Source organism: Mycolicibacterium chitae (assembly GCF_900637205.1).
In the GTDB taxonomy this organism is placed as follows: Bacteria; Actinomycetota; Actinomycetes; order Mycobacteriales; family Mycobacteriaceae; genus Mycobacterium; species Mycobacterium chitae.
On record NZ_LR134355.1, the window covers coordinates 4510831 to 4532485 of the forward strand.

A 21655-nucleotide genomic window follows, 5' to 3' on the forward strand; every position below is an offset into this window, starting at 1 on the left:
TGCGCCCAAGAGATCAGCGAGGAACATTTCGGTGACCCAACCGACCCAACCGACCCGGCGGGGCAGGGCGACGCAGGCCGCCATCGACGCGGCGGCCCGGACGGTGATCGCCCGCAAGGGCGTGCTGGCCGCCACCGTGGCCGACATCGCCTCCGAGGCCGGCCGCTCCACGGCGTCGTTCTACAACTATTACGACTCCAAGGAGGCGATGGTCCGCGTCTGGGCGCAGCGCTTCCGCGACGAGGCGACCGACCGCGCCCAGGGCGCCACCCGGCACGGCCTGTCCGACGCCGACCGCGTGCACGAGGCCGCGGCCGCGCACTGGCACACCTACCGACATCGCCTCGCCGAGATGATCGGCGTCTCGCAGCTGGCCATGGTCAACGACGACTTCGCCCGCTACTGGGAGCAAATGTGCGCCGTCCCCACCGAATACATCACCGACATGGTGGTCCGCGCGCAACAGCAGGGCCACTGCCCCGACGACGAACCCCGTCTGCTGGCCCAGGCCATCGTGTCGATGCTCAACCAGTTCTGCTACCTGCAACTGGCCGGCCGCTCCGGCGGGCACGAGGGGGACGTCGACGACGAGGCCTGCATCCGCACGCTGTCCCACATCTTCTACCGCGCGATCTTCAGCAAGGAGCCGTGATGACCACCGAGATCGTCCGCAAGTTCATCGGCATGGACTCCCCGACCGGCGGACGCGCGGGCGCCGGCGGGCACCCCTGCCAGGGCCTCTATCACCACGCCGCGGGTCAGCGCCCCCGCGTCGCGATGATCGCCACGCACTATCAGATCGACTTCTCCGAGCACTATCTCGCCGAGTACATGGCCGCCCGCGGCATCGGATTCCTCGGCTGGAACACCCGCTTCCGGGGCTTCGAGAGCAGCTTCGTGCTGGATCACGCGCTGGTGGACATCGGCGTCGGGGTGCGCTGGCTGCGCGAGGTGGCCGGGGTGGAAACCGTTGTGCTGCTAGGCAATTCCGGCGGTGGCTCGCTGATGGCCGCCTACCAGGCCCACGCCGTGACGGGTGCGGGCCGGGTCGAGTTGCCCACCGCCGACGGCTACGTCGCCAGCGCCGCGCATCCGGGCCGTCCCGACGTGCTGACGGCGTGGATGGACGGCGCCGTCGTCGACGAGAACGACCCGGTGGCCACCGACCCCGAGCTGGACCTGTTCGACGAATGCAACGGTCCGCCGTTCTCCGACGAGTTCGTGGCCCGCTACCGGCGCGCGCAGATCGCCCGCAACGAGGCCATCACCGACTGGGCCGAGGCCGAGTTGCAGCGCGTGCGCGCCGCGGGTTTCTCCGACCGGCCCTTCACGGTGTGCCGCACCTGGGCCGACCCGCGGATGGTCGACCCAGGCATCGAGCCCACCAACCGCACCCCCAACCTCTGCTACGCCGGCGAACCGCGGCGGGCCAACCGCTCCACCCGCGGCATCGCCGCGGCCACCACGCTGCGCAACTGGCTGGGCATGTGGAGCCTGCGGCACGCCCAGACCCGCGCCGAACCGCACCTGGCCCGCATCGAGTCCCCGGCGCTGGTGATCAACGCCGAACAGGACACCGGGGTCTTCCCGTCGGACGCGGCGCGCATCCACGACGCGCTGGCCAGCACCGACAAGTCCCGCGTCGACATCGACACCGACCACTACTTCACGACCCCCGGTGCCCGCGACGAGCAGGCGGATACCATCGCGGCATGGATCAGGAAACGATGGGCCTGAGGGTCCTCGCGCACTTCAAGCCGGGCGACCGGGCGACCGAACGAATCGCCGCCGAATCCGACTGGCTCGACGTCCGCTGGGTCGCCGAGGACGACGACGAGGCGTTCTACCGTGAGTTGCCCGAGGCCGAGGTCCTGTGGCACGTGCTGCGCCCGGTGTCGGGGGCCGATCTGGAGAAGGCCCCCAAGCTCAAGCTGATCCACAAGCTGGGTACCGGCGTGAACACGATCGACGTCGAGGCCGCCGCCAAGCGCGGCATCGTCGTGGCGAACATCCCCGGCGCCAACGCCGCGTCGGTGGCCGAGTGCACGGTCATGCTGATGCTCGCGGCGCTGCGCCGGCTGCCCGAACTGGACAAGGCCACCCGGGCCGGGACGGGCTGGCCCAACGACCCGAGCCTGGGCGACCGCGTTCGCGATCTCGGCAGCTGCACCGTCGGGCTCGTCGGCTTCGGCAGCATCGGCAAGCGCGTCGAGCAGATCGTGCGCTCGATGGGCACCCAGGTGCTGCACACCTCGACCAAGCGCGACGAGCACAGCGTGAGCTGGATGCCGCTGGACGACCTGCTGGCCAAGAGCGACATCGTCTCCATCCACGCGCCGCTGACCGACGCGACCGCGGGCCTGATCAACGCCGAGAAGCTGGCCAAGATGAAACCGGGCGCCATCCTGATCAACACCGCGCGCGGCGGCATCGTCGACCAGGAGGCGCTGGTGTCGGCGCTGCAGTCCGGTCAGCTTGCCGCCGCCGGCCTCGACGTCTACGCCGAGGAACCGGTGCCGGCCGACAACCCGCTGCTCGGTCTGGACAACGTGCTGCTGATGCCGCACGTCAGCTGGTACACCGCCGACACCCTGGACCGCTATCTCGACGCGGCGGTGCAGAACTGCCGGCGCCTGCGCGACGGGCAGGCCCCCTACTTCGTGGTCAACGACGCCGAGCCCGCCTGAGCCACCGGGAACTGACTGCCGAGTAGGCTCGTCGCCAACCCACTGGTTACTGGAGGGAAGGGCGACCGATGCCGATCGCAATCAGTCCTGAGCACGTAGACCTGGCCGATTCGGTGCGCGCCCTGGTGGCGCGCGTCGCGCCCGCCGAGGTGCTGCACGAGGCGCTCGAAACGCCGATCCCCAACCCGCCGCCGTACTGGAAGGCCGCCGCCGAGCAGGGCTTGCAGGGGCTGCACCTGGCCGAGTCGGTGGGCGGACAGGGCTTCGGGATCCTCGAATTGTCCGTCGTGCTCGCCGAATTCGGCTACGGCGCGGTGCCCGGGCCGTTCGTGCCGTCGGCGATCGCCAGCGCGCTGATCGCCGCGCACGACCCGAACGCGCAGGTGCTCTCGGGGCTGGCGGCCGGCGAGACCATCGCGGCCTACGCCATCGACTCCGGACTGACCGCGACGCGGCAGGGCGATGCTCTGGTGATCCGCGGCGAGGTCCGCGCGGTGCCGGCCGCGGCCCAGGCCTCGGTGCTGGTGCTGCCGGTGGCCGGTCTCGATTCGGCGACCTCGGGCGCCGAGTGGGTGGTGCTCGACGCCGACACCCTCGAGATCGAACCGGTGCAGAGTGTGGATCCGCTGCGTCCCGTCGCGCACGTGCGGGCCAACGCCGTCGAGGTCGGCGACGACCGGGTGCTGTCGAACCTGAGCCGCTCGGCGGCGCACGCGCTGATGTCGACCCTGCTGTCCGCCGAGGCCGTCGGCGTCGCCCGGTGGGCCACCGACACCGCCTCGGCGTACGCCAAGATCCGCGAGCAGTTCGGCCGCCCGATCGGGCAGTTCCAGGCCGTCAAGCACAAGTGCGCCAACATGATTGCCGTCACCGAGCGGGCCACCGCCGCGGCGTGGGACGCCGCCCGCGCCATCGACGAGGTCGCCCGCGGCGATTCCGACCTCGAGGGCGCACACATCGACTTCGCCGCCGCCGTGGCCGCCACCCTGGCCCCGGCCGCCGCGCAGCGCTGCGCCGAGGACTGCATCCAGGTGCACGGCGGCATCGGCTTCACCTGGGAGCACGACACCAACGTGTACTACCGGCGCGCACTGGTGATCGCGGCCTCGTTCGGCCGCGCCGCCGACTACCCGCAGCGCGTGGTCGACGCCGCCACCGCCACCGGGATGCGCGGCATCGACATCGACCTCGATCCGGACACCGAGAAGCTACGCGAGGAGATCCGCGCCGAGGTCGCGGCGCTGAAAGCCATTGCGCGCGAGGAACGCAACACCGCCATTGCCGAGGCCGGCTGGGTGCAACCGCATCTGCCGAAGCCGTGGGGGCGCGCCGCCACCCCGATCGAGCAGATCATCATCGCCCAGGAATTCGCCACCGGCCGGGTCAAGCGCCCGCAGATGGGCATCGCGGCCTGGATCATCCCGTCCATCGTGGCGTTCGGCACCGACGAGCAGAAGCAGCGCTTCCTGCCGCCGACGTTCCGCGGCGAGATGATCTGGTGCCAGCTGTTTTCCGAGCCCGGCGCCGGGTCCGACCTGGCCAGCCTCAGCACCAAGGCCACCAAGGTCGACGGCGGCTGGCGCATCACCGGCCAGAAGATCTGGACCACCGGGGCGCAGTTCTCGCAGTGGGGCGCACTGTTGGCGCGGACCAATCCGTCGGCGCCGAAACACAATGGCATCACCTACTTCCTGCTGGACATGGCCAGCGAGGGCGTCGAGGTCAAGCCGCTCCGGGAGCTGACCGGCAACGCGATGTTCAACACCGTGTTCATCGACGACGTGTTCGTCCCCGACGATATGGTGCTCGGCGAGGTCGACCGCGGCTGGGAGGTCAGCCGCAACACCCTTACCGCCGAACGGGTTTCGATCGGCAGCAGCGAGCCGCCGTTCCTGCCCAGCCTGGACAAGTTCGTCGAGTTCGTCGGCGAGGGACACTTCGACCAGATCGAGCAGAACCGCGCCGGGCAGCTGATCGCCGAGGGGCATGCGGCCAAGCTGCTGAACATGCGCTCGACGCTGCTGACACTGGCCGGCGGCGACGCGATGCCGTCGGCCGCGATCTCCAAGCTGCTGTCGATGAAGACCGGGCAGGGCTACGCGGAGTTCGCCGTGTCGTCGTTCGGGACCGACGGGGTACTCGGCGACGAGCAGACCCCGCAGGGCATCTGGGCGCAGTTCCTGCTCGCCAGCCGCGCCACGACCATCTACGGCGGCACCTCGGAGGTGCAGCTGAACATCATCGCCGAGCGGCTGCTGGGTCTCCCCCGCGACCCGTAGCGGTCCGCCGGGGTGGGTATACGCCCACCATGGCGGTGCATATCGGAACCTCGGGCTGGTCCTACGACCACTGGAACGGCGTGCTCTACGAGCCGGGCCTGGCCAAGACCAAGCGGCTGTGGCGCTACACCCAGGAATTCGACACCGTCGAGCTCAACACCAGCTTCTACCACTGGCCACGGGCGGCGGCCTTCGCGCGCTGGCGCGACGAGCTGCCCGAGGGCTTCCGGATGACGGTGAAGGCGCCGCGCGGCCTGACCCATGCCCGGCGGCTGCGCAATCCCGAGCAGTGGATCGAGCGGATCGCCGACAGCTGGCCCGAACTCGGCGATCGGCGCGCCGCGCTGCTGGTGCAACTGCACCCCGCCCTGCAACGCGACGACGAGCGCCTCGACTATTTCCTGAGGCTGCTGCCGCCGGGCACCGCGGTGGCGATGGAACTGCGGCACCCGTCGTGGGACGCCCCCGAGGTCTACGACCTGCTGGAGCGCTACGGCGCGGCGTACGTGGTGATGAGCGGCGCGGGCATGCCGTGCGTGCTGCGGGCCACCGCGAAGCTGGTGTACGTGCGCTTCCACGGCCCCGATGACGCGCCGCTCTACGCCGGCTCCTACAGCCCCGACGACTTGCAGTGGTGGGCGCGGCGCATCGACGAGTGGCGCCGCCAAGGCCGTTCCGTGCTGGCGTATTTCAACAACGACGGCGGCGGCAACGCCGTGCGCAACGCGCGGGATCTGCGGGCCCTGCTCGACTAAGCCAACAGGCCGACGGCCGTGTGCAGGTCCTCGACGAGCGCCGCGAACGCCGCGTCGCGCTTGTCCGACGGGCCACGCAGCACCGACGACGGGTGCGGGGTGGCCAGCAGGTACGGGTCGCTGCCGGGGAGCGCCGCGGCGGCTTCGTCGGACAGTTCCAGCACCTCCCCGCGATGGGCAGTGAGGCGAAAATCGCTGCCCATCAACGCCTTCGCCGCCGTCGCACCCAGGAGCACCACCACCTCCGGTGCCACCGCCGTCAGTTCGGCGAACAGCCACGGGCGGCAGGCCACCACCTCGGTGCGGCTCGGGGTCTTGTGGATGCGCCGCTTGCTGCCGGCGGCCCGGGTGAACTTGAAATGCTTGACGACGTTGGTGACGTAGACGTCGCCGCGATCGACCTCTGCGGCGATCAGGGCCTTGTCCAGCAGCCGACCCGCCGGGCCGACGAACGGCTGCCCGGCGCGGTCCTCCTGATCGCCGGGTTGTTCGCCGACCAGCATCAGTTTCGCCGAGGTGGGTCCAGCGCCGAACACGGTCTGCTCGGCGTCGCGGTACAGGCCGCAGCCCCGGCAGCCCCTGGCCGCGGCGGCCAGCGTGCCCAGATCATGGGATTCGGGCACGAACTCCTGCGCTCCGGGGACCGCCATTGCTTGCGGTTACCCGGCGCGGTGGTCGCTTATCCCTCGCGAACGTGCGCAGACTACGAAAATCGGTCGGCGTGTCGGCCGGGGACGCGCCCCCTCACGCTAAGGAGGGGTGGTCAGTCGAACATCTCCCGCAACTCGCGCTTGAGGATCTTGCCGGTGGGGTTGCGCGGCAACTCCTCGAGGAAGATCACCTCGCGCGGCACCTTGTAGCGCGCCAGGTTCGCCTTGACGTACTCCTTGATGGCGGCCTCGTCGATGGTGGCACCCTCGGCCTTGACCACGAACGCGCGCAGCCGGTGCCCCCAATCCTTGTCCTCCACACCGAGCGCCGTGGCCTCGATGACCTCGGGGTGTCCGCTGATGAGGTCCTCGATCTCGGCCGGGAAGACGTTCTCGCCGCCGGAGACGATCATCTCGTCGTCGCGGCCGCTGACGTAGAGCAGACCGTGCTCGTCGAAGTAGCCGACGTCGCCCGAGGACATCAGGCCGTCGATGATCTGCTTGCCGCCGCCGCCGGTGTAGCCCTCGAACGGGAAGGTGTTGCCGACGAAGATCCGGCCCACCTCGCCCTTGGGCACCTCCTTGCCGTTCTCGTCGTACAGCTTGACCTTCACACCCTTGACCACCGGGCCCACGGTGGCGGGGTTCTTCTGCAGATCCTGTGGCCGCGCGATCGAGGCGAACGCGATTTCGGTTGAGCCGTAAAGGTTGTAGACCACCGGGCCGAGATCGTCCATGGCTCGGCTCGCCAGCTCGGCCCCCAGCTGGGAGCCGGAGACGAACACGATCCGCAGCGACGACAGATCCGGCTTGGGGTCGGTCTTCTCCAACTCGTCGAGCAGACGCGAGAGCATCACCGGCACCACGACCATCGCGGTGACCTTGTGCTTCTCGATGTCGGCGAGCACCGTGGCCGGCTTGAACCGTCGCCGCAGTACCAGCGTGGAGCCGAGCATCATCGCGATGGTGGCGTGCAGGAAGCCCAGGGCGTGGAACATCGGCGCCGGCAGCGAGGTCACCTCGCCGGCCCGGAACGGCACATGCGAGAGCACACCCCCTACCGGCGCCAGCGACGGCGGGGTGCTGCGGTTGGCGCCCTTGGGGGTGCCGGTGGTGCCGCTGGTCAGGATGATGATCTTGGCGTGCTTGCTCACCTTCGGGGCGTGCGCCGTGCTGCTGCGCGCGATCAGCTCGGCCAGGGTCTCGTCGGTCGAACCGGACGGCTCCGGCTTGTCCGGGTTGGTGGCCAGGGCCCGCAGCTTGCCCAGCGGCGGTTCGGCCAGCGCGACGGCCTCGGTGTACTCGTCGTCGTAGATGATGACCTTGGCGCCCTCCCGCTCGGACACCTCCTTGATCTGCGGGCCGGAGAATTCGCTGTTCAACAGGATCATCCGGGCGCCGACCCGCGCGGTGCCGTACAGCGCGATGAGGAACCAGCGGTGGTTGCGGATCAGCAGGGCCACCCCGTCGCCGCCCTTGACCCCCATCGCCAGCAACCCATTGGCCACCGCGTGGGCGGCCCGGTCCAACTCGGCGAAGGTGATCTCGCCGTCGTCGTCAACAATGGCCACGCCGTGGGGATTACGCCGCGCGTTCAGCGCCGGGATCATGCCGAACTCGCCCCATCGACGGATGTCGGCGAGCATTGCCGCCATGTTCTGGGGCGCTTCGATCTTCAGTGCCCCGGCCTCGAACATCTTGCGCGCGTAGTGCAACTCGGCCGCGCCGCGTTCCGCATACTTGCCGACCGATTGCTGCAACTTGGCCGCTGCCAGCAAGGGCAGGTCCGTGAGCTTTGCCATCTTCACAGCCTAAGTGACGGGCCTTGCGCCCCGGCCCGGAATGAAAGTCGATTTACGATGGTCAGCATGGCCAGCGCCGGCGGGAAAAGCAGCGGCAAGCTCGTGCTGGAGGTCGCCGGTCGCGAGGTCCCCGTCAGCAATCCCGACAAGGTCGTCTTCCCGGAGGCCGGGGTCACCAAGCTGGACCTGATCAACTACTACCTGTCGGTGGCCGACGGCGCGCTGCGCGGCGTCGCCGGGCGGCCGATGATCCTCAAGCGGTTCGTCAAGGGCATCGACCAGGAGGCAATCTTCCAGAAGCGGGCGCCGGAGAAGCGGCCCGACTGGATCGAGGTCGCCGAACTGAAGTACCGCTCCGGGACCTCGGCCAAGGAGGCGGTCGTCCGCGACGCCGCGGGCCTGGTCTGGGCGGTCAACCTCGGCTGCATCGACTTCAACCCGCACCCGGTGCGCGCCGAGGACCTCGACCATCCCGACGAGTTGCGGGTCGACCTGGACCCGATGCCCGGGGTCGAATGGCCGCAGATCCTCGACGTGGCGATGGTGGTCCGCGAGGTGCTCGACGACCACGGCCTGACCGGCTGGCCCAAGACGTCGGGCTCGCGGGGCTTTCACATCTATGCGCGCATCGAGCCGCGCTGGCCCTACCGGCAGGTGCGGTTGGCCGCCGAGACCGTGGCCCGCGAGGTGGAACGCCGCGTGCCGGACCTGGCGACCAGCCGCTGGTGGAAACAGGAACGCCAGGGCGTCTTCGTCGACTTCAACCAGAACGCCAAGGACCGCACGATGGCCTCGGCGTACTCGGTGCGGTCGAGGCCCGACGCGCGGGTGTCGACTCCGCTGCTGTGGTCGGAGGTGCCGACGTGCCGGGCCGAGGACTTCACGGTGGCCACCGTGCCCGACCGTTATGCGGACCTCGGCGACCCGTGGGCAGAGATGGACACCGCGGTCGGGGGGCTGGACGGGCTGCTGGCACTCGCCGAGGAACTCGGGCCCGCCGAGAAGGCGCCGCCCAAGGCCGAGCGGGACGCCAACCTGATCGAGGTCGCGCGCACCAAGACCCGCGACGAGGCCCTGGCCGCGCTTCAGACCTGGAAGTCCCGGCACCCCGAGGCGGCGAAGTTGCTCGAACCCATCGACGTCCTCGTCGACGGCATGCGCGGCCCGTCGTCCATCTGGTACCGGATCCGGATCAACCTGCAGCACGTCCCCGACGCCGAGCGGCCCCCGCAGGAGGAGCTGATCGCGGACTATTCGCCCTGGGCGGGCTACACGGGCGCGCAAGGCCGCCGACCAGCGGAGTAGAAGTCTTACCGAAGAATTACCTTCGGCTTCCTACCGCCTTAAAGAGCGGCATTAGTTTCGTCATCAAGAGTCAAGTACTGGCTCGCCGCGTATGACCCGAAGGTAGGTGATGACCGTGTTGCTCGACGTTCGTTGGTTGCGGTTCCGTTTCTTCCACCGGCACTCCACCGCTCGCTAGAGCGGTTTCGCCGGGAACCGGCTGATGTCACGCAGACGCGCGTGGCATCAGCCGTTTTTCATTTCTTCATCTGCTGCAGGAATTGCGGCCAGTCGCCGAACATCGAGCGATTGACCAATTCGATCCGCACCCCCAGCGGGTCCAGGTAGTACGCGAACGGCGGCGGTGCGTCGCCCGCGGCCCGGACCTCCAGCGTGTAACCGAGTTCCTCGAGCGCGGCGCCGGTCGCCGCGACGTCGTCGGCCCAGTATCCGAGGTGATGGGTGGCGTTGCGCGGCGCGCTGACCCACAGCGATCCCGGCACCTCCTGGACGATCTCGAGATGCGGCGACTCCAGGGAGTACGCCAGCTTGAACGGGATGTCCGCCGGGCCGTCGGCCGTCACCACCGGGACGGTGTACTCCATGGTCTGCGTCCACTGATAGCCGCCGGCGGCCGAGAGCCGCTGCAGCGCCGCCTCGAAATCGGTGACCACCACGCCGACGTGGTAGAGGTCGGCGGCGGACAAGGGTGATGTCATAACGGTAACCTTCGGTTTCATGACGGAGCTGCGATGAGCGCGGGCCTGTTCGGACTTCTCGACGACGTCGCCGCGCTGGCCCGACTGGCCGCGGCCTCGATCGACGATATCGGTGCGGCCGCCGGGAAGGCGACCGCCAAGGCCGCCGGCGTGGTCATCGACGACACGGCGGTGACGCCGCAGTATGTGCAGGGCCTGGCCGCCGAGCGCGAGCTGCCGATCATCAAGAAGATCGCGATCGGCTCGCTGCGCAACAAGCTGGTGTTCATCCTGCCGGTGGCACTGCTACTCAGCCAGTTCGCGCCGTGGGCGCTGACGCCGATCCTGATGGTCGGCGCCACCTACCTGTGTTACGAGGGCGCCGAGAAGGTCTGGGGCTGGCTGCGCGGCCACGACAGTCACGGGGCGCCCAAGGCCGCGGTCGGGGGCGATCCGGAGAAGTTCATGGTGACCGGCGCCATTCGCACCGACTTCATCCTGTCCGCCGAGATCATGGTGATCGCGCTCAACGAGGTCGCCAGCCAGGCTTTCTGGCCGCGGCTGATCATCCTCGTGGTGGTGGCCCTGGTCATCACGGCCGCGGTGTACGGCGTGGTGGCCGGCATCGTCAAGATGGACGACATCGGCCTGCACCTGGCGCAGCGGTCCTCGCGGTTCGCCCAGAAGATCGGACGTGCCCTGGTCGCCGGCATGCCCAAGCTGCTGAGCGCCCTGTCGGTGATCGGCACCATCGCGATGCTCTGGGTGGGCGGGCACATCCTGCTGCTCGGCACCGACACCCTGGGCTGGCACACCCTCTACGAGTTGGTGCACCACGCCGAGGAAGCGGTCCGCGGCGCGGTGGCCGGTATCGGCGCCGTGCTGGCCTGGCTGGTGAACACCGCGGCCTCGGCGGTCATCGGACTGGTGGTCGGCGCGGTGGCGGTCGCCGTCATGCACGTGCTGCCGTTTCGTAAGAAGGCCGCAGCCGCGCACTAGCGGCGGATTAGAGATCCGGGTCCAGCGGTGTGCGACGCAGTTGCGGGGCCCTGATGCGACTCCGCCGTTGAGGTTGGCGGGACGGTCTCTGGGCGGCCTCTCGATCAAATGGCGTCCCCTCCGGGTGACGACTATCCACAGGGTGACTGGTGCGGGCGCCCCAGGCTGTGGATGACCGTCAACACACGGTGACGGGTCACGGTCGAGGAACCCCGCGGAGAGCGGCGCAACCTCTGGAACGATCCCACCATCCGGGCAATCATCGATACGACCGGGCGGCATTCGACACCGGGCGAGCGCCGTCTGCTGTACGGCCGTATAGGCCATGTTGTACGCTCGCGCCGTACAGCACTTCGGGGCGATCGGATTGACATGCAACTGAGCTTCGGACCCGAGATCGAGGCGTTCCGCGCGGAGTTCAGCGCATTCCTCGACGCGCACCTGCCGCCGGCGGAAACCACCCACGAGCGGATCAGTTCCAGCGCATACCTGCCGGACTGGGCCCGCCGATGGCAACGCACCATGTTCGACCACGGCTGGTTACAACCCGGGAACGCACCGGAATTCGGCGGCCGCAACGCCGGGATCGTCGAACAGTTCGTGTATTTCGAGGAGCTGGGCCGACGACGACTCGCCCAGACGTTCAACCCCCAGGGTGTCGGCATCATCGCCGCCTCCCTGATCGCGTTCGGCACACCGGAACAGCAACGAAAATGGGCCATTCCGATCCTGCGCGCGGAGATCACCGCCGCCCTGGGCATGAGTGAACCGGGCGCCGGGTCCGACCTGGCCTCCCTGCGCACCCGGGCGGTACGCGACGGCGACGACTTCGTCGTCAACGGGCAGAAGGTCTGGACCTCGGGCGCCCACCACGCCGACGTGATGTTCGTGTTGGTGCGTACCGACCCAGATGCGCCCAAGCACAAGGGAATCAGCGCCCTGATGATCCCCACCGACACCCCTGGCGTCACGCGACGACCGTTCCCCTCGGCCTGCGGCGAAAACGACGTGGACTTCAACGAAGTGTTCTTCGTCGACGCGCGAGTCCCCAGCGGCAACCTGGTCGGGCCACTGCACGGCGGCTGGAAGGTCGCCCACGGTTCGCTCGGGTACGAACGGACGCTGCTGTGGCTCAGCTATGCCGAACGTCTGCAGGAGTACATCGAAGACTGGCGCCCCATCACCGCCCTGGACCGGGACAGCTATGCCCGGTTGGTCATGGACAATCATGCGCTGCGCCTGCTCGGCTCGCAGGCTATTGCCGCGGCCGCCCGCGGTGAGGTCGACGACGGACGGACTTCGGTGCTCAAACTGCTGGGCTCGGAGGCGGCCCAGGCCATCGGCGGCGCGGCGCTGCAGTCCGCCGGAGGGGCCGGGCTGCTGGACCCGACCTTCACCGGGTACCAGCCGTGGCACCAGGACCACTACACCGGTAGCTGGTTCGACCGCTACCTGCGCAGCTTCGCCGGCACTATCGCGGGCGGGACCTCGGAGATCCAGCGCAACGTCATTGCCCAGCGGGCTCTGGGTCTGCCGCGCGGCTGAGTGCCAAGAACCATCAGCGGTGCAGGCGGGCCGCCGCCGAGCGCACCGCCTCGGTCAGCCGCCCGATGAGCGGGCTGTCGAGTTTCCAGCACTGCCAGTACAGCGGGACGTCGAGATGTTGGTCGACGACGGGACGAAAGTCGTCGTCGACGATCTCCTCCGGGTACATCCCCCACCCCAGACCTGCGCGCACGCCGGCACCGAAGCCCTCCGGGGTGGGGATGTAATGCACCGGCCGCGCGATGTCGCGCCGAAACACCTTGCGCACCAACTGGTCCTGCAGGCCGTCGTGCCGGTTCCAGGCCAGCGACGGAGCTTGGGCGGCGGCCTCGGCGGTAAAGCCGCCGGGCAGGTGGCGCGCCAGGTAGGCGGCGCTGGCCACCGGGACATAGCGCATGGCGCCCAGCGCCGTCACCCGGCAGCCCGGCACGGGCGTGCGTTCGGTGGTGACCGCCCCCATCACCACGCCCTCGCGCAGCAGCCGGGCGGAATGGTCCTGATCCTCGATCCGCACGTCGAACAGCGGCCCGGGCAGCTGGGCGAACACGGCGGTGAACCAGGTCGCCATCGAATCGGCGTTGACCGCCAGGGCAATTCGCGGCTCGCGGGCCGGACCACCCGTGGCCTCGGCCAGCGCCTCGGCCTCGAGCAACGCGGTCTGCGCCGCCAGGCGTAACAACGGAACACCGGCCGGGGTTGGGGTGCACGGCTTGTCGCGGACCACCAGCACCTGCCCCACCCGGGATTCCAGCGCCTTGATCCGCTGGCTGACCGCCGACGGCGTGACTTGCAGGCGCTCGGCGGCGGCGTCGAAGCTGCCGCATTCGATGACGGCAGCCAGCGCCGCGAGTTGGTCCGCGCCCAGCCGGGCGCTGGTGTCCGAGCCCTCGATATCAGCCTCCTGTCAGGTCGGCTCCAGTCTGCCGCGCCGCGGGGGAATTTGAAGGATGATGGCTTCATGGCCGACAACCCTGAGGTGCTGCCCGCGGCGTTCATCGGCCACGGCAGCCCGATGAACGCCCTGGAGCTCAACAAGTACACCGCGGCGTGGCGCGCGTTCGGGGCCGCGGTCCCGCGCCCGCGGGTCATCCTGGTGATCAGCGCGCACTGGTACATCAACGCCACCGCCGTCACCGCCATGTCCCAACCCCGCACCATCCACGACTTCTACGGGTTCCCGCGGCAGCTGTTCGAGGTCGACTATCCCGCACCGGGGCTGCCCGATCTGGTCGGCGAGATCCAGGAGATCGTGAAGCCCACCTGGGTCGGCGCCGACCTCGACAGCTGGGGTATCGACCACGGCACCTGGTCGGTGTTGGTGCACGCCTTCCCGGAGGCGTCGATCCCGGTGGTGCAGCTGTCCATCAACGCCGACAAGCCGCTGGACTACCACCTGGAACTCGGCGCCAAGCTGGCCCCGCTGCGCGAGCGCGGCGTGCTGATCGTCGGCAGCGGCAACATCGTGCACAACCTGCGGCAGATGAGCCAGCAGCATCCGGACACCGGCTACCCGTGGGCGCAGCGCTTCGACGAGGCGGCCCGGGAGCTGTTGACGACGGCCCCGGACGAGGCGATCCGGCTCCGCGACCACGCCGACTACGGCGTGGCGGTGCCGATCCCCGACCACTTCATCCCGATGCTCTACACCGCCGGTGCGGCGGGTGCGGCCGGGGCGCCGCTGACCGAACTGGTCGACGGGTACTGCTACGGCTCACTGTCGATGACGTCCTACACGGTGGGGCTGACCGTGCCCACGCCCGACGTTCCCGCCGGGACCGAGCGGGAGCCGTTGGCCGTGCCGGCGGATCAGTCGAATATTTGAATGGGCATGCTGCCGGACCGACGACCACGCAGGAGAAGACATTGACACCACCCGATGCACCGTTGCTCGACGATCCCGGCGCGGTAGCCGAGAACCTTCATCGACGTCTCTTCCGCATCTCCACTTCCCTTCGGCGACACGAGTTCGAACAGATCGCCAACGGCGGCTTGACGCTGACCCAGTGCTCCCTTCTGTACATCCTGAGAGACAAACAGCGCCTGCGCATGTCGGAGCTCGCCGCCCACGAGCGCCTCACCCTGCCGACAGTCACCCGGGCGGTCACTCGCCTCAAAGATCTGGGCTTGGTGACTCGGACCCGCGACCTGTCCGACCATCGCAATATCTGGATCGAGATCACGCCGAAAGGCGTTGAGCTACAACGCTCGGCGGTCGAGAGCCTGATGAACGCGATGCTGAGCGGCATGAGCCCCGCCGAGGTCGTCGCCTTGGACGAGGCCCTGGGGCCGCTGGAGCGGCTCGTCCGCTAGGGGCCTGCTGCGGAGTCGGCAGCTCCCACCGGCGGGCGCACCGCCCGCTCAACGCGTGTTGCGCCTATAGCATAGATTGCTATAATCCACTGATGGGTAGCACACCCGACCTGCTGCGGCAGGTCATGAGCGACACAGGAACCAGCCAGTCTGAGCTGAGCCGGCTCAGTGGCGTGCACCAGCCGAGCATCAGTCAATTCCTCTCCGGAAAAATAGACTTCAGCGACCAACTGCTCGATCGGTTACTCGCCTGCATGGGCTACCGCCTGGAGGTAACCATTCGAGCCGAGCCTGCCAACCTCACCCGCTCAGAGTGGCGGTCGTGGCGAGTGCATCGGCAGCTCGCGACATTGCTGAACACGTCGACGCTCCAAGAATGGCGGCCCTCGATTCTCAGTAACATCGATCGACTTCGGCAATCGGTCTACGGCGAACCGCACCTCCGCCATCTCTCCCATTGGGAACAGTTGACCAACGATGGTGACTTGCAGTCGCTGAAGCGGGCCCTGACCGGACTGGACCGTCAGTCGATCGAGATGCGGGAGGTGACCCCGATGAGCGGGCTGTTACCAGACACGCAACGTCGCGCCGCGCTACAGGCTGCGCACTGATGCGTCGCGACCAGCTCGAGCACGCGATCCGGGCCGCCTGCCAAGTAACAGGGCAAGACGAAGTCATTGTCGTTGGGTCACAGGCAATCTTAGGCAGCTACCCGGAGTACGAGTTGCCAATGCTAGCGACGCGGTCGATGGAAGTGGACATTCTGCCCATCACCGATGACAACAACAGGACCATCGAACTCGCCGACCTCATCTTCGGTGCCGCAGGGGAACTCTCATCGTTCGAGCAGTTGCACGGATTCAGCATCGACGGTGTTGACCTGACGACCTCAGCCCTCCCCGTTGGTTGGCGCAGCCGACTGGTCAAGGTCCAAAACGCGAATACTGCGGCTCCCAACGGCCACCCGCAGTACATCGGATGGTGCCTGGACAAAGAGGATCTCTGCGTCGCCAAACTATGCGCGTTCAGGGAGAAGGACCGCAACTTCGTGGACGCCCTGATCACTGATAACTTGGTGGCCCCGGAGATCATCCTCACTCGACTTGCCACGGTTGAAGACCGATACAACTCAAGCATCGAACGCGCCGTCAATTGGCTGGCAGCTCGGCCCGGTCCACAGCGCTGATATCTGGGTCCATGGCCAGCGCGCCTTTTCCTAGACGCGAGAGTTCGGCCCTCGCCGCCTGCATTAGTACATCTAACTCAGCGTAAGAATATGTAGCTGTACTGATCCCCCACTCGCTCGTACCGTCAAGGCCATGAGTGCTGCGCCGCCGATGGTCTTCGCGACCGGGTTCCTCACGTCGCTGGCCCTGATCGCGGCCATCGGGGCGCAGAACGCTTTCGTTCTGCGCCAAGGCATCCGGCGCGAGCACGTGGGCAGTGTCGTGACGGTGTGCGCGGTATCGGACCTGGTGTTGATCGCTGCGGGCATCGCCGGGTTCGGCGCCCTGGTCGCGGCCCACCCGAACGTCGTGACGGTCGCCAAGCTCGGCGGCGCAGCGTTCCTGATCGGCTACGGGGCGCTGGCCGCCCGCCGGGCGCTTCGTCCCGCGTCGCTCGATCCCGCCGCCGAGGCCCCGGCGCGACTCACCGGCGTCCTCGTCACCTGCCTGGCGCTGACCTTCCTGAACCCGCACGTCTACCTCGACACCGTGGTGCTGCTCGGCGCGTTGGCCAACGAATACCGCGAGGGCCGTTGGTTGTTCGGCGTCGGTGCGGTCACGGCCAGCGTGGTGTGGTTCGCCACACTCGGCTTCGGCGCCACCCGCCTGTCCGCCCTGTTCGCCAGACCTTCGACGTGGCGCGTGCTCGACGGGACGATCGCGGTCACCATGGTGGCTTTGGGCCTCTACCTGGCGTCGTCGTGAGGAGCTACCCCAGCACTCCGCGACCGACGATGGTGGGCAGGTCGAGAAAGGTGCGGATGCCGGGGGCGGCCGCGCACACCGGGGCGATCGCGTGGATGGCGTGCATGGCGGTGCCCAGGCACCCCTGGTCGGTGTCGTCCTCGCCGTTGATGGCGATCCGCGATTCCAGCACCATCGACGGCTGACCCTGCACGGTCACCTTCCAGCCGCGCCCGTTCGGCCAGTCCGGGGCCTGCGCGGCGCCGATGCGGGTGATGTGCTCGACGGTCAGCGCCGGCCGCCCGCCGATCACCGCGGTATAGGAAAACCGTTGCGCGGACACCGTTCCGGCCTCGATGCGGCCGGCCTGAATCTCGATGGGCGCATCGGTGGTCGCCACGCTGCGCTCCCAGATGAAGTCGTCGATGGTGGCGCCCAACCCGTCGGCCACCAGCATCAGCGGCGCCTTGAACGGCAACGCACCGACCGCGGGATCGTCCATGGGCACCGGCTCGTCGGGGGCCTTGCCGAAGCCCATCACGTCGAACAGCACGAACGGCACGTTGTAGGTGGTGTAGTCCATCAACTCCTGGACCCGCAGCGACTCGATCCGCCGGAACAGCCCGGACATGGTCAGCGGCAGCACCTCGGCGGCCCAACCGGGTTGAATCCCGGTGGCGTGGAACGACGTTCCGCCTTCCCGGCATGCCTGCTCCAGCCGCTGGACGACATCGTCGCCGGCGCTCTTGGGGTAGATCCACGCGGTGACCGCCGTCGACACCACGTTCTTGCCGGAGCGCAGCAGCCGGCACACGTCGTCGAGGGCCGCCGGCGGATTCCACTCGCCCTCGGCCATGTAGAGCACGCAGTCGGCGTCCAGGGCCAGGATCTCGTCGGTGTCGGCGGTGGCAACCACCCCGATCTCGCCGAGGCCGCACACCTCGCCGATGTCCCGGCCGACCTTGGCCTCGTCGTAGACGCGGGCACCGACGAGTTCCAGGTCGGGATGCTCGTGCACCGCGGCCACCGCGTGCTTGCCGACATTGCCGGTGGCCCACTGGATTACCCGCAGCTTGCCGGCCATCGTCACCCGGCCGGCTGTGCGGCTTGTTCAGCGGCCTGGCGGGCCATCCGTTCCTCGTAGCGGTCGACGAGTTCGCGGAAGCCGAGCCGGTCGTAGCCGGGGATGGGTTGCACGCCCCACTGGTCGCGCGCGGTGTCCTTGCCCTCGGCCCCCTCGGGCGGCCCGAGCGGCGGGTAGGGGTACTTGCACTCGAGGGCGTCGTCGGAGAACCGGACCTTCAGCAGCTCACTGCAGATCTGGGTGAGGTTCAGCGTCGGATACCCGTAGTAGATCGCCATGAAGGGCAGCGTGAACGCCCCCTCGATGACGAGCGCGATCAGGCACACCAGGACCGCGCGCTTGATCCACTTGTGCATCCGGGCGTAGTACGGGGTGGTGCCCGGCGGCAGGTCCTCGGCCGGATCCTTCTCGTCCGCGGACGACGGGTTGGTAGATGGGGAAGTCACCGATGCTCCTTAGTCCGTGAAGATTTCGCGGTTGACCGTGTGCAGATACGGAATGGCGAGGAAGGGGGTGATGTAGAAGATGTCGTAGAGCCACCAGCCGATGACCGGGAACACCACCCCGGCGAACCGCACGTCGGCGAACATCGTCATGTTGAGGATGTAGACGGGCCAGATCACCACGCCCATCCAGCAGGTGATGATCATCCACTGGTGGCCCCAACGCTTCATCTGCAGGAAGCCGATGGCCGCGGCGACCCGCATCGAGAACACCGTCAGGATGAAGCCGATGACGTAGGCCTTCTCCCCCGGCGCCGAGGCCCCGCCGACCCAGAGTTCGTTGTAGTGCCAGAAATAACCGGCGTCGAACATGTTGCCCCAACCGACCATCAGCACCCGGTTGATCAGCGTGTGGTTGCCGATCATGTCCAGCGCCCAGCCGAGGCTGTTGAGCATGCCGTCGATCAGCACCAGGTAGCCGATCAGGGTGACGATCATGGGCCGCACCGAAAGTCCGGCCTGCTGCGCCTGGCGCTGCAGCCACACCCCGCGCATGAATATCGGGAACCCGATGAGGCCGGGCGCCCACATACCCATCAGGGCGGCGCCGACGATCATCCATTTGTCGGCGCGGCGCTGCGCGAGCTTCGATTCCTCGTGGTGGTCCTCGAGACTCAGTGTGCCACCGGACTTGGGCGGCGCACTCACAGGTACCACCACCCGCGGTCGAACGACATCCACAGCTGGATCAGGAACATCGTCAACAGGAAGCCGTAGATGACGATCTGGAAGACGATGAGCGCCTTCTTGCGGTTCTTTTCCTTCTGGTCGACCATGTGAACTCCCTCCTAGGGTTGAGCCGGGGTGTCGGCGGTGAGCAGGCCGGCGGCCGCGACCTCACGCAGCCCGTCGCTGATGGCGCCGTCGGTGCTCAGCGGGGCGAGGATGCAGGCCTCGGCGGCCTCGAGTTCGCCGGCGCCGGCGGCGATCAGTTGCGCGGCGGTCACCAGCGTCCGCGTGGACGGCGGCTCGAAGTGAAACGCCTCGTCGGCTGTGCGAATGGCGATGGCGCACTGCACGAGTCGCTGCGCGACGGCCAGGTCGACGCCCGTCTCGGAGACCACCGCCTGCGCCTCCCGCTCCGGGGGCAGATAACCCATCGGCAGGGTGACGAAGCGCTGTCGGAACGACGGCTTGAGTTCCTTCAGGGAGCTGCGGTAGGCCGGGTTGTAGGAGCACACCAGCATGAATTCGTCTGGTGCCTCGACGACTTCGTCGGCGCGGTCCAGGTACAGGGTGCGCCGGTGGTCGGTCAGGGAGTGCAGGATGGCCAGCGAATCGTGGCGCGCCTCGACCACCTCGTCGAGGTAGCAGATGGCGCCGCTCTTGACCGCGCGGGTCAGGGGGCCGTCGGTCCAGATGACGTCGCCGCCGGTGACCATGAAGCGCCCCACCAGATCCGAGCTGGTCAGGTCGTCGTGGCAGCTGATGGTGACGACGGGCCGGCGCAGCAGGGTGCCCATGTGCTCGACGAAACGGGTCTTGCCGCAGCCGGTCGGCCCGGTGAGCATGACCGGGATCTTGCGGGTGAAGGCCTGCTCGAACAGCTGGACCTCGCTGCCGTTGGCGTAGTAGGTGTCGTTGCTCATGATGGGTTTCGATGCCTCCTCGGACGGTTATGCGGTGACCAGCTCGCGATGGACATGGGCCAGCACGCGGGGCAGTTCCTCGACGCGGCGAATCCGTTGGGAGCGGCGGGGTCCGAACACCTCCGGCAGCGGATCCACCCGGGTGGGCCCGACGCCCACGTAGTAGACCGACACCCCGGCGTCGTTGGCCTCCTCGACGGCGTGCGCGGCGTCGGCCCAGGCGTAACGACCCTCGTAGCCCTCGTCGGAGATCATCCCGTCACCGATGATGATGAGCAGGCGGCGCTCCGACGGTTGGTCGAGCAGCCGGCTGGTCAGGTGCCGGATGGGTGCACCCAGGCGGGTGTAGCCGCCGGTGGACAGGCCCAGGCCGCTGGGCGGGACGAACCGGGGATCCGGAAAGTCCTTGAGGCAACGAACTTCCACGCGGTGGCGGGTGTTGCCCGTGAAGACGAAGATCCCGTGCCGCTCGCGGGCTTGTTTCATCGCCCGCGACAGCGCATCCGCGCAGGCCAGTTCCAGTTGGAACACCCGGCCCCCGTGCACGCCGAGCGAGGAACTGCCGTCGAGCAGCAGGGCGGTGCTGACGTCCCGGTTGCTGGGCAACAGTTCGCGGAACACCCGAGGCTCGGTGGCCTCACCGGTCCGCAGATCGACGTAATGCCGCACGTAGCCGTCGATGTCGAGGTCAGAACCGTCCTCGAGCCGATTGATCATGGTGCGATGCGTGTGCTCGGCGAACCACTTGCGCAGATCCGCCGAGGAGTTCTTCGACGCGCCGATCCGGGTGTCGCGGGCCAACTCCAGGACCGCGACATGGTCGGGCAGGAAGCTCTTCGTCCACTGGTTCCACTCCGGGTACGGGATACCGGGACGATGTTCGGGCGTCACGTCCATGTCGTTGTCCTGGGGCCGGCTCGGCGGCGGCAGGTTCGGGTTGCGCACGCCGCCGTCGCCGCCGACGGGCACCGAGTAGGGCCGCGGCATCCGCTTCTCCGAGGTGGTCCACGGCATCCGGCCGAACTGCCGGCGCATCTTGTCCATCAGCCCGGTGGGCGCGGTGAACACCGCGGGTAGCCGGCCGAGCAGCGGATCCGGGCTCAACCCCTCGGAGCGCTGGGCCAGTTCGATGGCGCGGCTGACCATGATGCGTGCGTCGGTGTCGGGGTCGGCGGGCGCCAATTCGGGGAGCAGCCGGGCGAATTCGGGCATCAGGCCCGGCCAGCGCGCGGCGATCCAGCCCAGGGCCACCCCGGCCTCGACGATGGTCAGGGCGCGCAGTTCCCGCTGGGACATCTCGTTGAGCCGGTACTCGCCCACCCGGTCCTTGGAGTCCGCGCACTGCAGCGCGATGCCGCAGGTCAGCGTGCGCCGCGTCCAGTCGGAACCCAGCTGCGGGTACGGGACGTGGACGAACCGTCGCGCCGAGCTCAGTCCGAAGCCGCGGTGCTCACCGGTCACCAGGCGCACGCCTTCGCGGCGCTCCTCGCTGAGCGCCACGGCGGTCAGCGCGCAGCTGCGTTCGAGGGCCATGGCCGCGGTGTCGGCGAGTTCAGCCAT

The 21655-nt window shown here is 68.4% G+C and carries 23 protein-coding genes; 13 read left to right on the forward strand and 10 right to left on the reverse strand.

All coding sequences use genetic code 11. The annotated features are described in order from the left end of the window. Positions 1-31 precede the first annotated feature (31 nt). The 5 genes from EL338_RS21660 (at position 32) to EL338_RS21680 (ending at position 5721) form a co-directional block, all read left to right on the forward strand. Entirely contained in the window at positions 32-652 is a 621-nt protein-coding gene (locus EL338_RS21660; protein WP_235666246.1) for a TetR/AcrR family transcriptional regulator, read from the forward strand. Further along, positions 652-1737, forward strand: a complete 1086-nt coding sequence (locus tag EL338_RS21665; protein ID WP_163791878.1) for an alpha/beta hydrolase — start codon at positions 652-654, stop codon at positions 1735-1737. The genes EL338_RS21660 and EL338_RS21665 overlap by 1 nt, the downstream gene beginning before the upstream one ends. Further along, the gene (locus EL338_RS21670; RefSeq protein WP_179967121.1) at positions 1713-2687 is read left to right on the forward strand and encodes a 2-hydroxyacid dehydrogenase; all 975 of its coding nucleotides are present in this window, start codon (positions 1713-1715) and stop codon (positions 2685-2687) included. Before EL338_RS21665 ends, EL338_RS21670 begins: the two co-directional genes overlap by 25 nt. Before the next feature lie 68 nt (positions 2688-2755). After that, the gene (locus EL338_RS21675) at positions 2756-4966 is read left to right on the forward strand and encodes an acyl-CoA dehydrogenase family protein (protein ID WP_126335623.1); all 2211 of its coding nucleotides are present in this window, start codon (positions 2756-2758) and stop codon (positions 4964-4966) included. Between the two features lie 29 nt (positions 4967-4995). Continuing rightward, on the forward strand, positions 4996-5721 hold the full coding sequence (locus tag EL338_RS21680; RefSeq protein WP_126335624.1) for a DUF72 domain-containing protein: 726 nt from the start codon (positions 4996-4998) through the stop codon (positions 5719-5721). On the opposite strand, the gene EL338_RS21685 is transcribed toward EL338_RS21680, so the two are convergent. Continuing rightward, on the reverse strand, positions 5718-6371 hold the full coding sequence (locus tag EL338_RS21685) for a UdgX family uracil-DNA binding protein (RefSeq protein ID WP_126335625.1): 654 nt from the start codon (positions 6369-6371) through the stop codon (positions 5718-5720). The two genes, EL338_RS21680 and EL338_RS21685, sit on opposite strands and share 4 nt — an antisense overlap. A gap of 113 nt (positions 6372-6484) precedes the next feature. Then, positions 6485-8173 (reverse strand): long-chain-fatty-acid--CoA ligase FadD2, encoded by a 1689-nt coding sequence (fadD2, locus tag EL338_RS21690; RefSeq protein ID WP_126335626.1) that lies wholly within the window; start codon positions 8171-8173, stop codon positions 6485-6487. A gap of 57 nt (positions 8174-8230) precedes the next feature. Between fadD2 and ligD the strand changes: the two genes are divergently transcribed. After that, positions 8231-9478 (forward strand): non-homologous end-joining DNA ligase, encoded by a 1248-nt coding sequence (gene ligD / locus EL338_RS21695; RefSeq protein ID WP_126335627.1) that lies wholly within the window; start codon positions 8231-8233, stop codon positions 9476-9478. Between the two features lie 236 nt (positions 9479-9714). Here ligD and EL338_RS21700 read toward each other — a convergent pair whose 3' ends face one another. After that, positions 9715-10176, reverse strand: a complete 462-nt coding sequence (locus EL338_RS21700; RefSeq protein WP_126335628.1) for a VOC family protein — start codon at positions 10174-10176, stop codon at positions 9715-9717. Positions 10177-10209: 33 nt separating this feature from the next. Here EL338_RS21700 and EL338_RS21705 point away from each other — a divergent pair, with 33 nt between their 5' ends. Both EL338_RS21705 and EL338_RS21710 read left to right on the forward strand, forming a co-directional pair. After that, on the forward strand, positions 10210-11154 hold the full coding sequence (locus tag EL338_RS21705; RefSeq protein WP_126335629.1) for a DUF808 domain-containing protein: 945 nt from the start codon (positions 10210-10212) through the stop codon (positions 11152-11154). Between the two features lie 372 nt (positions 11155-11526). Further along, positions 11527-12699 (forward strand): acyl-CoA dehydrogenase family protein, encoded by a 1173-nt coding sequence (locus tag EL338_RS21710; RefSeq protein ID WP_126335630.1) that lies wholly within the window; start codon positions 11527-11529, stop codon positions 12697-12699. Positions 12700-12712: 13 nt separating this feature from the next. Here EL338_RS21710 and EL338_RS21715 read toward each other — a convergent pair whose 3' ends face one another. Beyond that, positions 12713-13591 carry a LysR family transcriptional regulator ArgP gene (locus tag EL338_RS21715; RefSeq protein WP_163792265.1) on the reverse strand — a complete coding sequence of 293 codons (879 nt, stop codon included), beginning with the start codon at positions 13589-13591 and terminating at the stop codon, positions 12713-12715. A gap of 87 nt (positions 13592-13678) precedes the next feature. Between EL338_RS21715 and ygiD the strand changes: the two genes are divergently transcribed. The 5 genes from ygiD (at position 13679) to EL338_RS21740 (ending at position 16940) form a co-directional block, all read left to right on the forward strand. Beyond that, positions 13679-14521: a 4,5-DOPA-extradiol-dioxygenase gene (gene ygiD / locus EL338_RS21720; RefSeq protein ID WP_494337265.1), complete on the forward strand. Its 843-nt coding sequence runs from the start codon at positions 13679-13681 to the stop codon at positions 14519-14521. Between the two features lie 41 nt (positions 14522-14562). Then, positions 14563-15009 (forward strand): MarR family winged helix-turn-helix transcriptional regulator, encoded by a 447-nt coding sequence (locus tag EL338_RS21725; protein ID WP_163791880.1) that lies wholly within the window; start codon positions 14563-14565, stop codon positions 15007-15009. Between the two features lie 92 nt (positions 15010-15101). Next, entirely contained in the window at positions 15102-15620 is a 519-nt protein-coding gene (locus EL338_RS21730; RefSeq protein ID WP_235666247.1) for a helix-turn-helix domain-containing protein, read from the forward strand. Beyond that, complete coding sequence (locus EL338_RS21735; protein WP_126335633.1) at positions 15620-16195, forward strand: DUF6036 family nucleotidyltransferase; 576 nt, start codon at positions 15620-15622, stop codon at positions 16193-16195. The genes EL338_RS21730 and EL338_RS21735 overlap by 1 nt, the downstream gene beginning before the upstream one ends. 133 nt (positions 16196-16328) lie before the next feature. Beyond that, the gene (locus tag EL338_RS21740) at positions 16329-16940 is read left to right on the forward strand and encodes a LysE/ArgO family amino acid transporter (RefSeq protein ID WP_126335634.1); all 612 of its coding nucleotides are present in this window, start codon (positions 16329-16331) and stop codon (positions 16938-16940) included. A 4-nt stretch (positions 16941-16944) separates the two neighbouring features. Here the strand turns inward: EL338_RS21740 and EL338_RS21745 are convergent, their stop codons facing one another. Genes EL338_RS21745 through EL338_RS21765 form a run of 6 tightly spaced genes read right to left on the reverse strand, consistent with a single transcriptional unit; the run spans position 16945 to position 21655 of the window. Beyond that, entirely contained in the window at positions 16945-18003 is a 1059-nt protein-coding gene (locus EL338_RS21745; RefSeq protein WP_126337022.1) for an NAD(P)H-dependent amine dehydrogenase family protein, read from the reverse strand. A 2-nt stretch (positions 18004-18005) separates the two neighbouring features. Next, a complete protein-coding gene (locus EL338_RS21750; protein WP_170217476.1) occupies positions 18006-18449 on the reverse strand; it encodes a hypothetical protein in 444 nt (147 codons plus the stop codon). Between the two features lie 9 nt (positions 18450-18458). Then, entirely contained in the window at positions 18459-19154 is a 696-nt protein-coding gene (locus EL338_RS21755) for a hypothetical protein (RefSeq protein ID WP_126335635.1), read from the reverse strand. Continuing rightward, the gene (locus EL338_RS26790) at positions 19151-19282 is read right to left on the reverse strand and encodes a hypothetical protein (RefSeq protein ID WP_258538413.1); all 132 of its coding nucleotides are present in this window, start codon (positions 19280-19282) and stop codon (positions 19151-19153) included. Before EL338_RS26790 ends, EL338_RS21755 begins: the two co-directional genes overlap by 4 nt. A 12-nt stretch (positions 19283-19294) precedes the next feature. Then, positions 19295-20095 carry a CbbQ/NirQ/NorQ/GpvN family protein gene (locus EL338_RS21760; RefSeq protein ID WP_126335636.1) on the reverse strand — a complete coding sequence of 267 codons (801 nt, stop codon included), beginning with the start codon at positions 20093-20095 and terminating at the stop codon, positions 19295-19297. Between the two features lie 27 nt (positions 20096-20122). Then, complete coding sequence (locus EL338_RS21765) at positions 20123-21655, reverse strand: nitric oxide reductase activation protein NorD (RefSeq protein WP_126335637.1); 1533 nt, start codon at positions 21653-21655, stop codon at positions 20123-20125.

What these genes read in the sequence shown, in the direction of transcription:
- EL338_RS21740 (WP_126335634.1), top strand. Translation starts at nt 16,329, where the DNA reads ATGAGTGCTGCGCCGCCGATGGTCTTCGCGACCGGGTTCCTCACGTCG.
- EL338_RS21675 (WP_126335623.1), top strand. Translation starts at nt 2,756, where the DNA reads ATGCCGATCGCAATCAGTCCTGAGCACGTAGACCTGGCCGATTCGGTG.
- EL338_RS21680 (WP_126335624.1), top strand. Translation starts at nt 4,996, where the DNA reads ATGGCGGTGCATATCGGAACCTCGGGCTGGTCCTACGACCACTGGAAC.
- ligD (WP_126335627.1), top strand. Translation starts at nt 8,231, where the DNA reads ATGGTCAGCATGGCCAGCGCCGGCGGGAAAAGCAGCGGCAAGCTCGTG.
- EL338_RS21710 (WP_126335630.1), top strand. Translation starts at nt 11,527, where the DNA reads ATGCAACTGAGCTTCGGACCCGAGATCGAGGCGTTCCGCGCGGAGTTC.
- EL338_RS21745 (WP_126337022.1), bottom strand. Translation starts at nt 18,003, where the DNA reads ATGGCCGGCAAGCTGCGGGTAATCCAGTGGGCCACCGGCAATGTCGGC.
- EL338_RS21735 (WP_126335633.1), top strand. Translation starts at nt 15,620, where the DNA reads ATGCGTCGCGACCAGCTCGAGCACGCGATCCGGGCCGCCTGCCAAGTA.
- EL338_RS21685 (WP_126335625.1), bottom strand. Translation starts at nt 6,371, where the DNA reads ATGGCGGTCCCCGGAGCGCAGGAGTTCGTGCCCGAATCCCATGATCTG.
- EL338_RS21765 (WP_126335637.1), bottom strand. Translation starts at nt 21,655, where the DNA reads ATGGCTGAACTCGCCGACACCGCGGCCATGGCCCTCGAACGCAGCTGC.
- EL338_RS21730 (WP_235666247.1), top strand. Translation starts at nt 15,102, where the DNA reads ATGGGTAGCACACCCGACCTGCTGCGGCAGGTCATGAGCGACACAGGA.
- EL338_RS21760 (WP_126335636.1), bottom strand. Translation starts at nt 20,095, where the DNA reads ATGAGCAACGACACCTACTACGCCAACGGCAGCGAGGTCCAGCTGTTC.
- EL338_RS21700 (WP_126335628.1), bottom strand. Translation starts at nt 10,176, where the DNA reads ATGACATCACCCTTGTCCGCCGCCGACCTCTACCACGTCGGCGTGGTG.
- fadD2 (WP_126335626.1), bottom strand. Translation starts at nt 8,173, where the DNA reads ATGGCAAAGCTCACGGACCTGCCCTTGCTGGCAGCGGCCAAGTTGCAG.
- EL338_RS21665 (WP_163791878.1), top strand. Translation starts at nt 652, where the DNA reads ATGACCACCGAGATCGTCCGCAAGTTCATCGGCATGGACTCCCCGACC.
- EL338_RS26790 (WP_258538413.1), bottom strand. Translation starts at nt 19,282, where the DNA reads ATGGTCGACCAGAAGGAAAAGAACCGCAAGAAGGCGCTCATCGTCTTC.
- EL338_RS21705 (WP_126335629.1), top strand. Translation starts at nt 10,210, where the DNA reads ATGAGCGCGGGCCTGTTCGGACTTCTCGACGACGTCGCCGCGCTGGCC.
- EL338_RS21670 (WP_179967121.1), top strand. Translation starts at nt 1,713, where the DNA reads ATGGATCAGGAAACGATGGGCCTGAGGGTCCTCGCGCACTTCAAGCCG.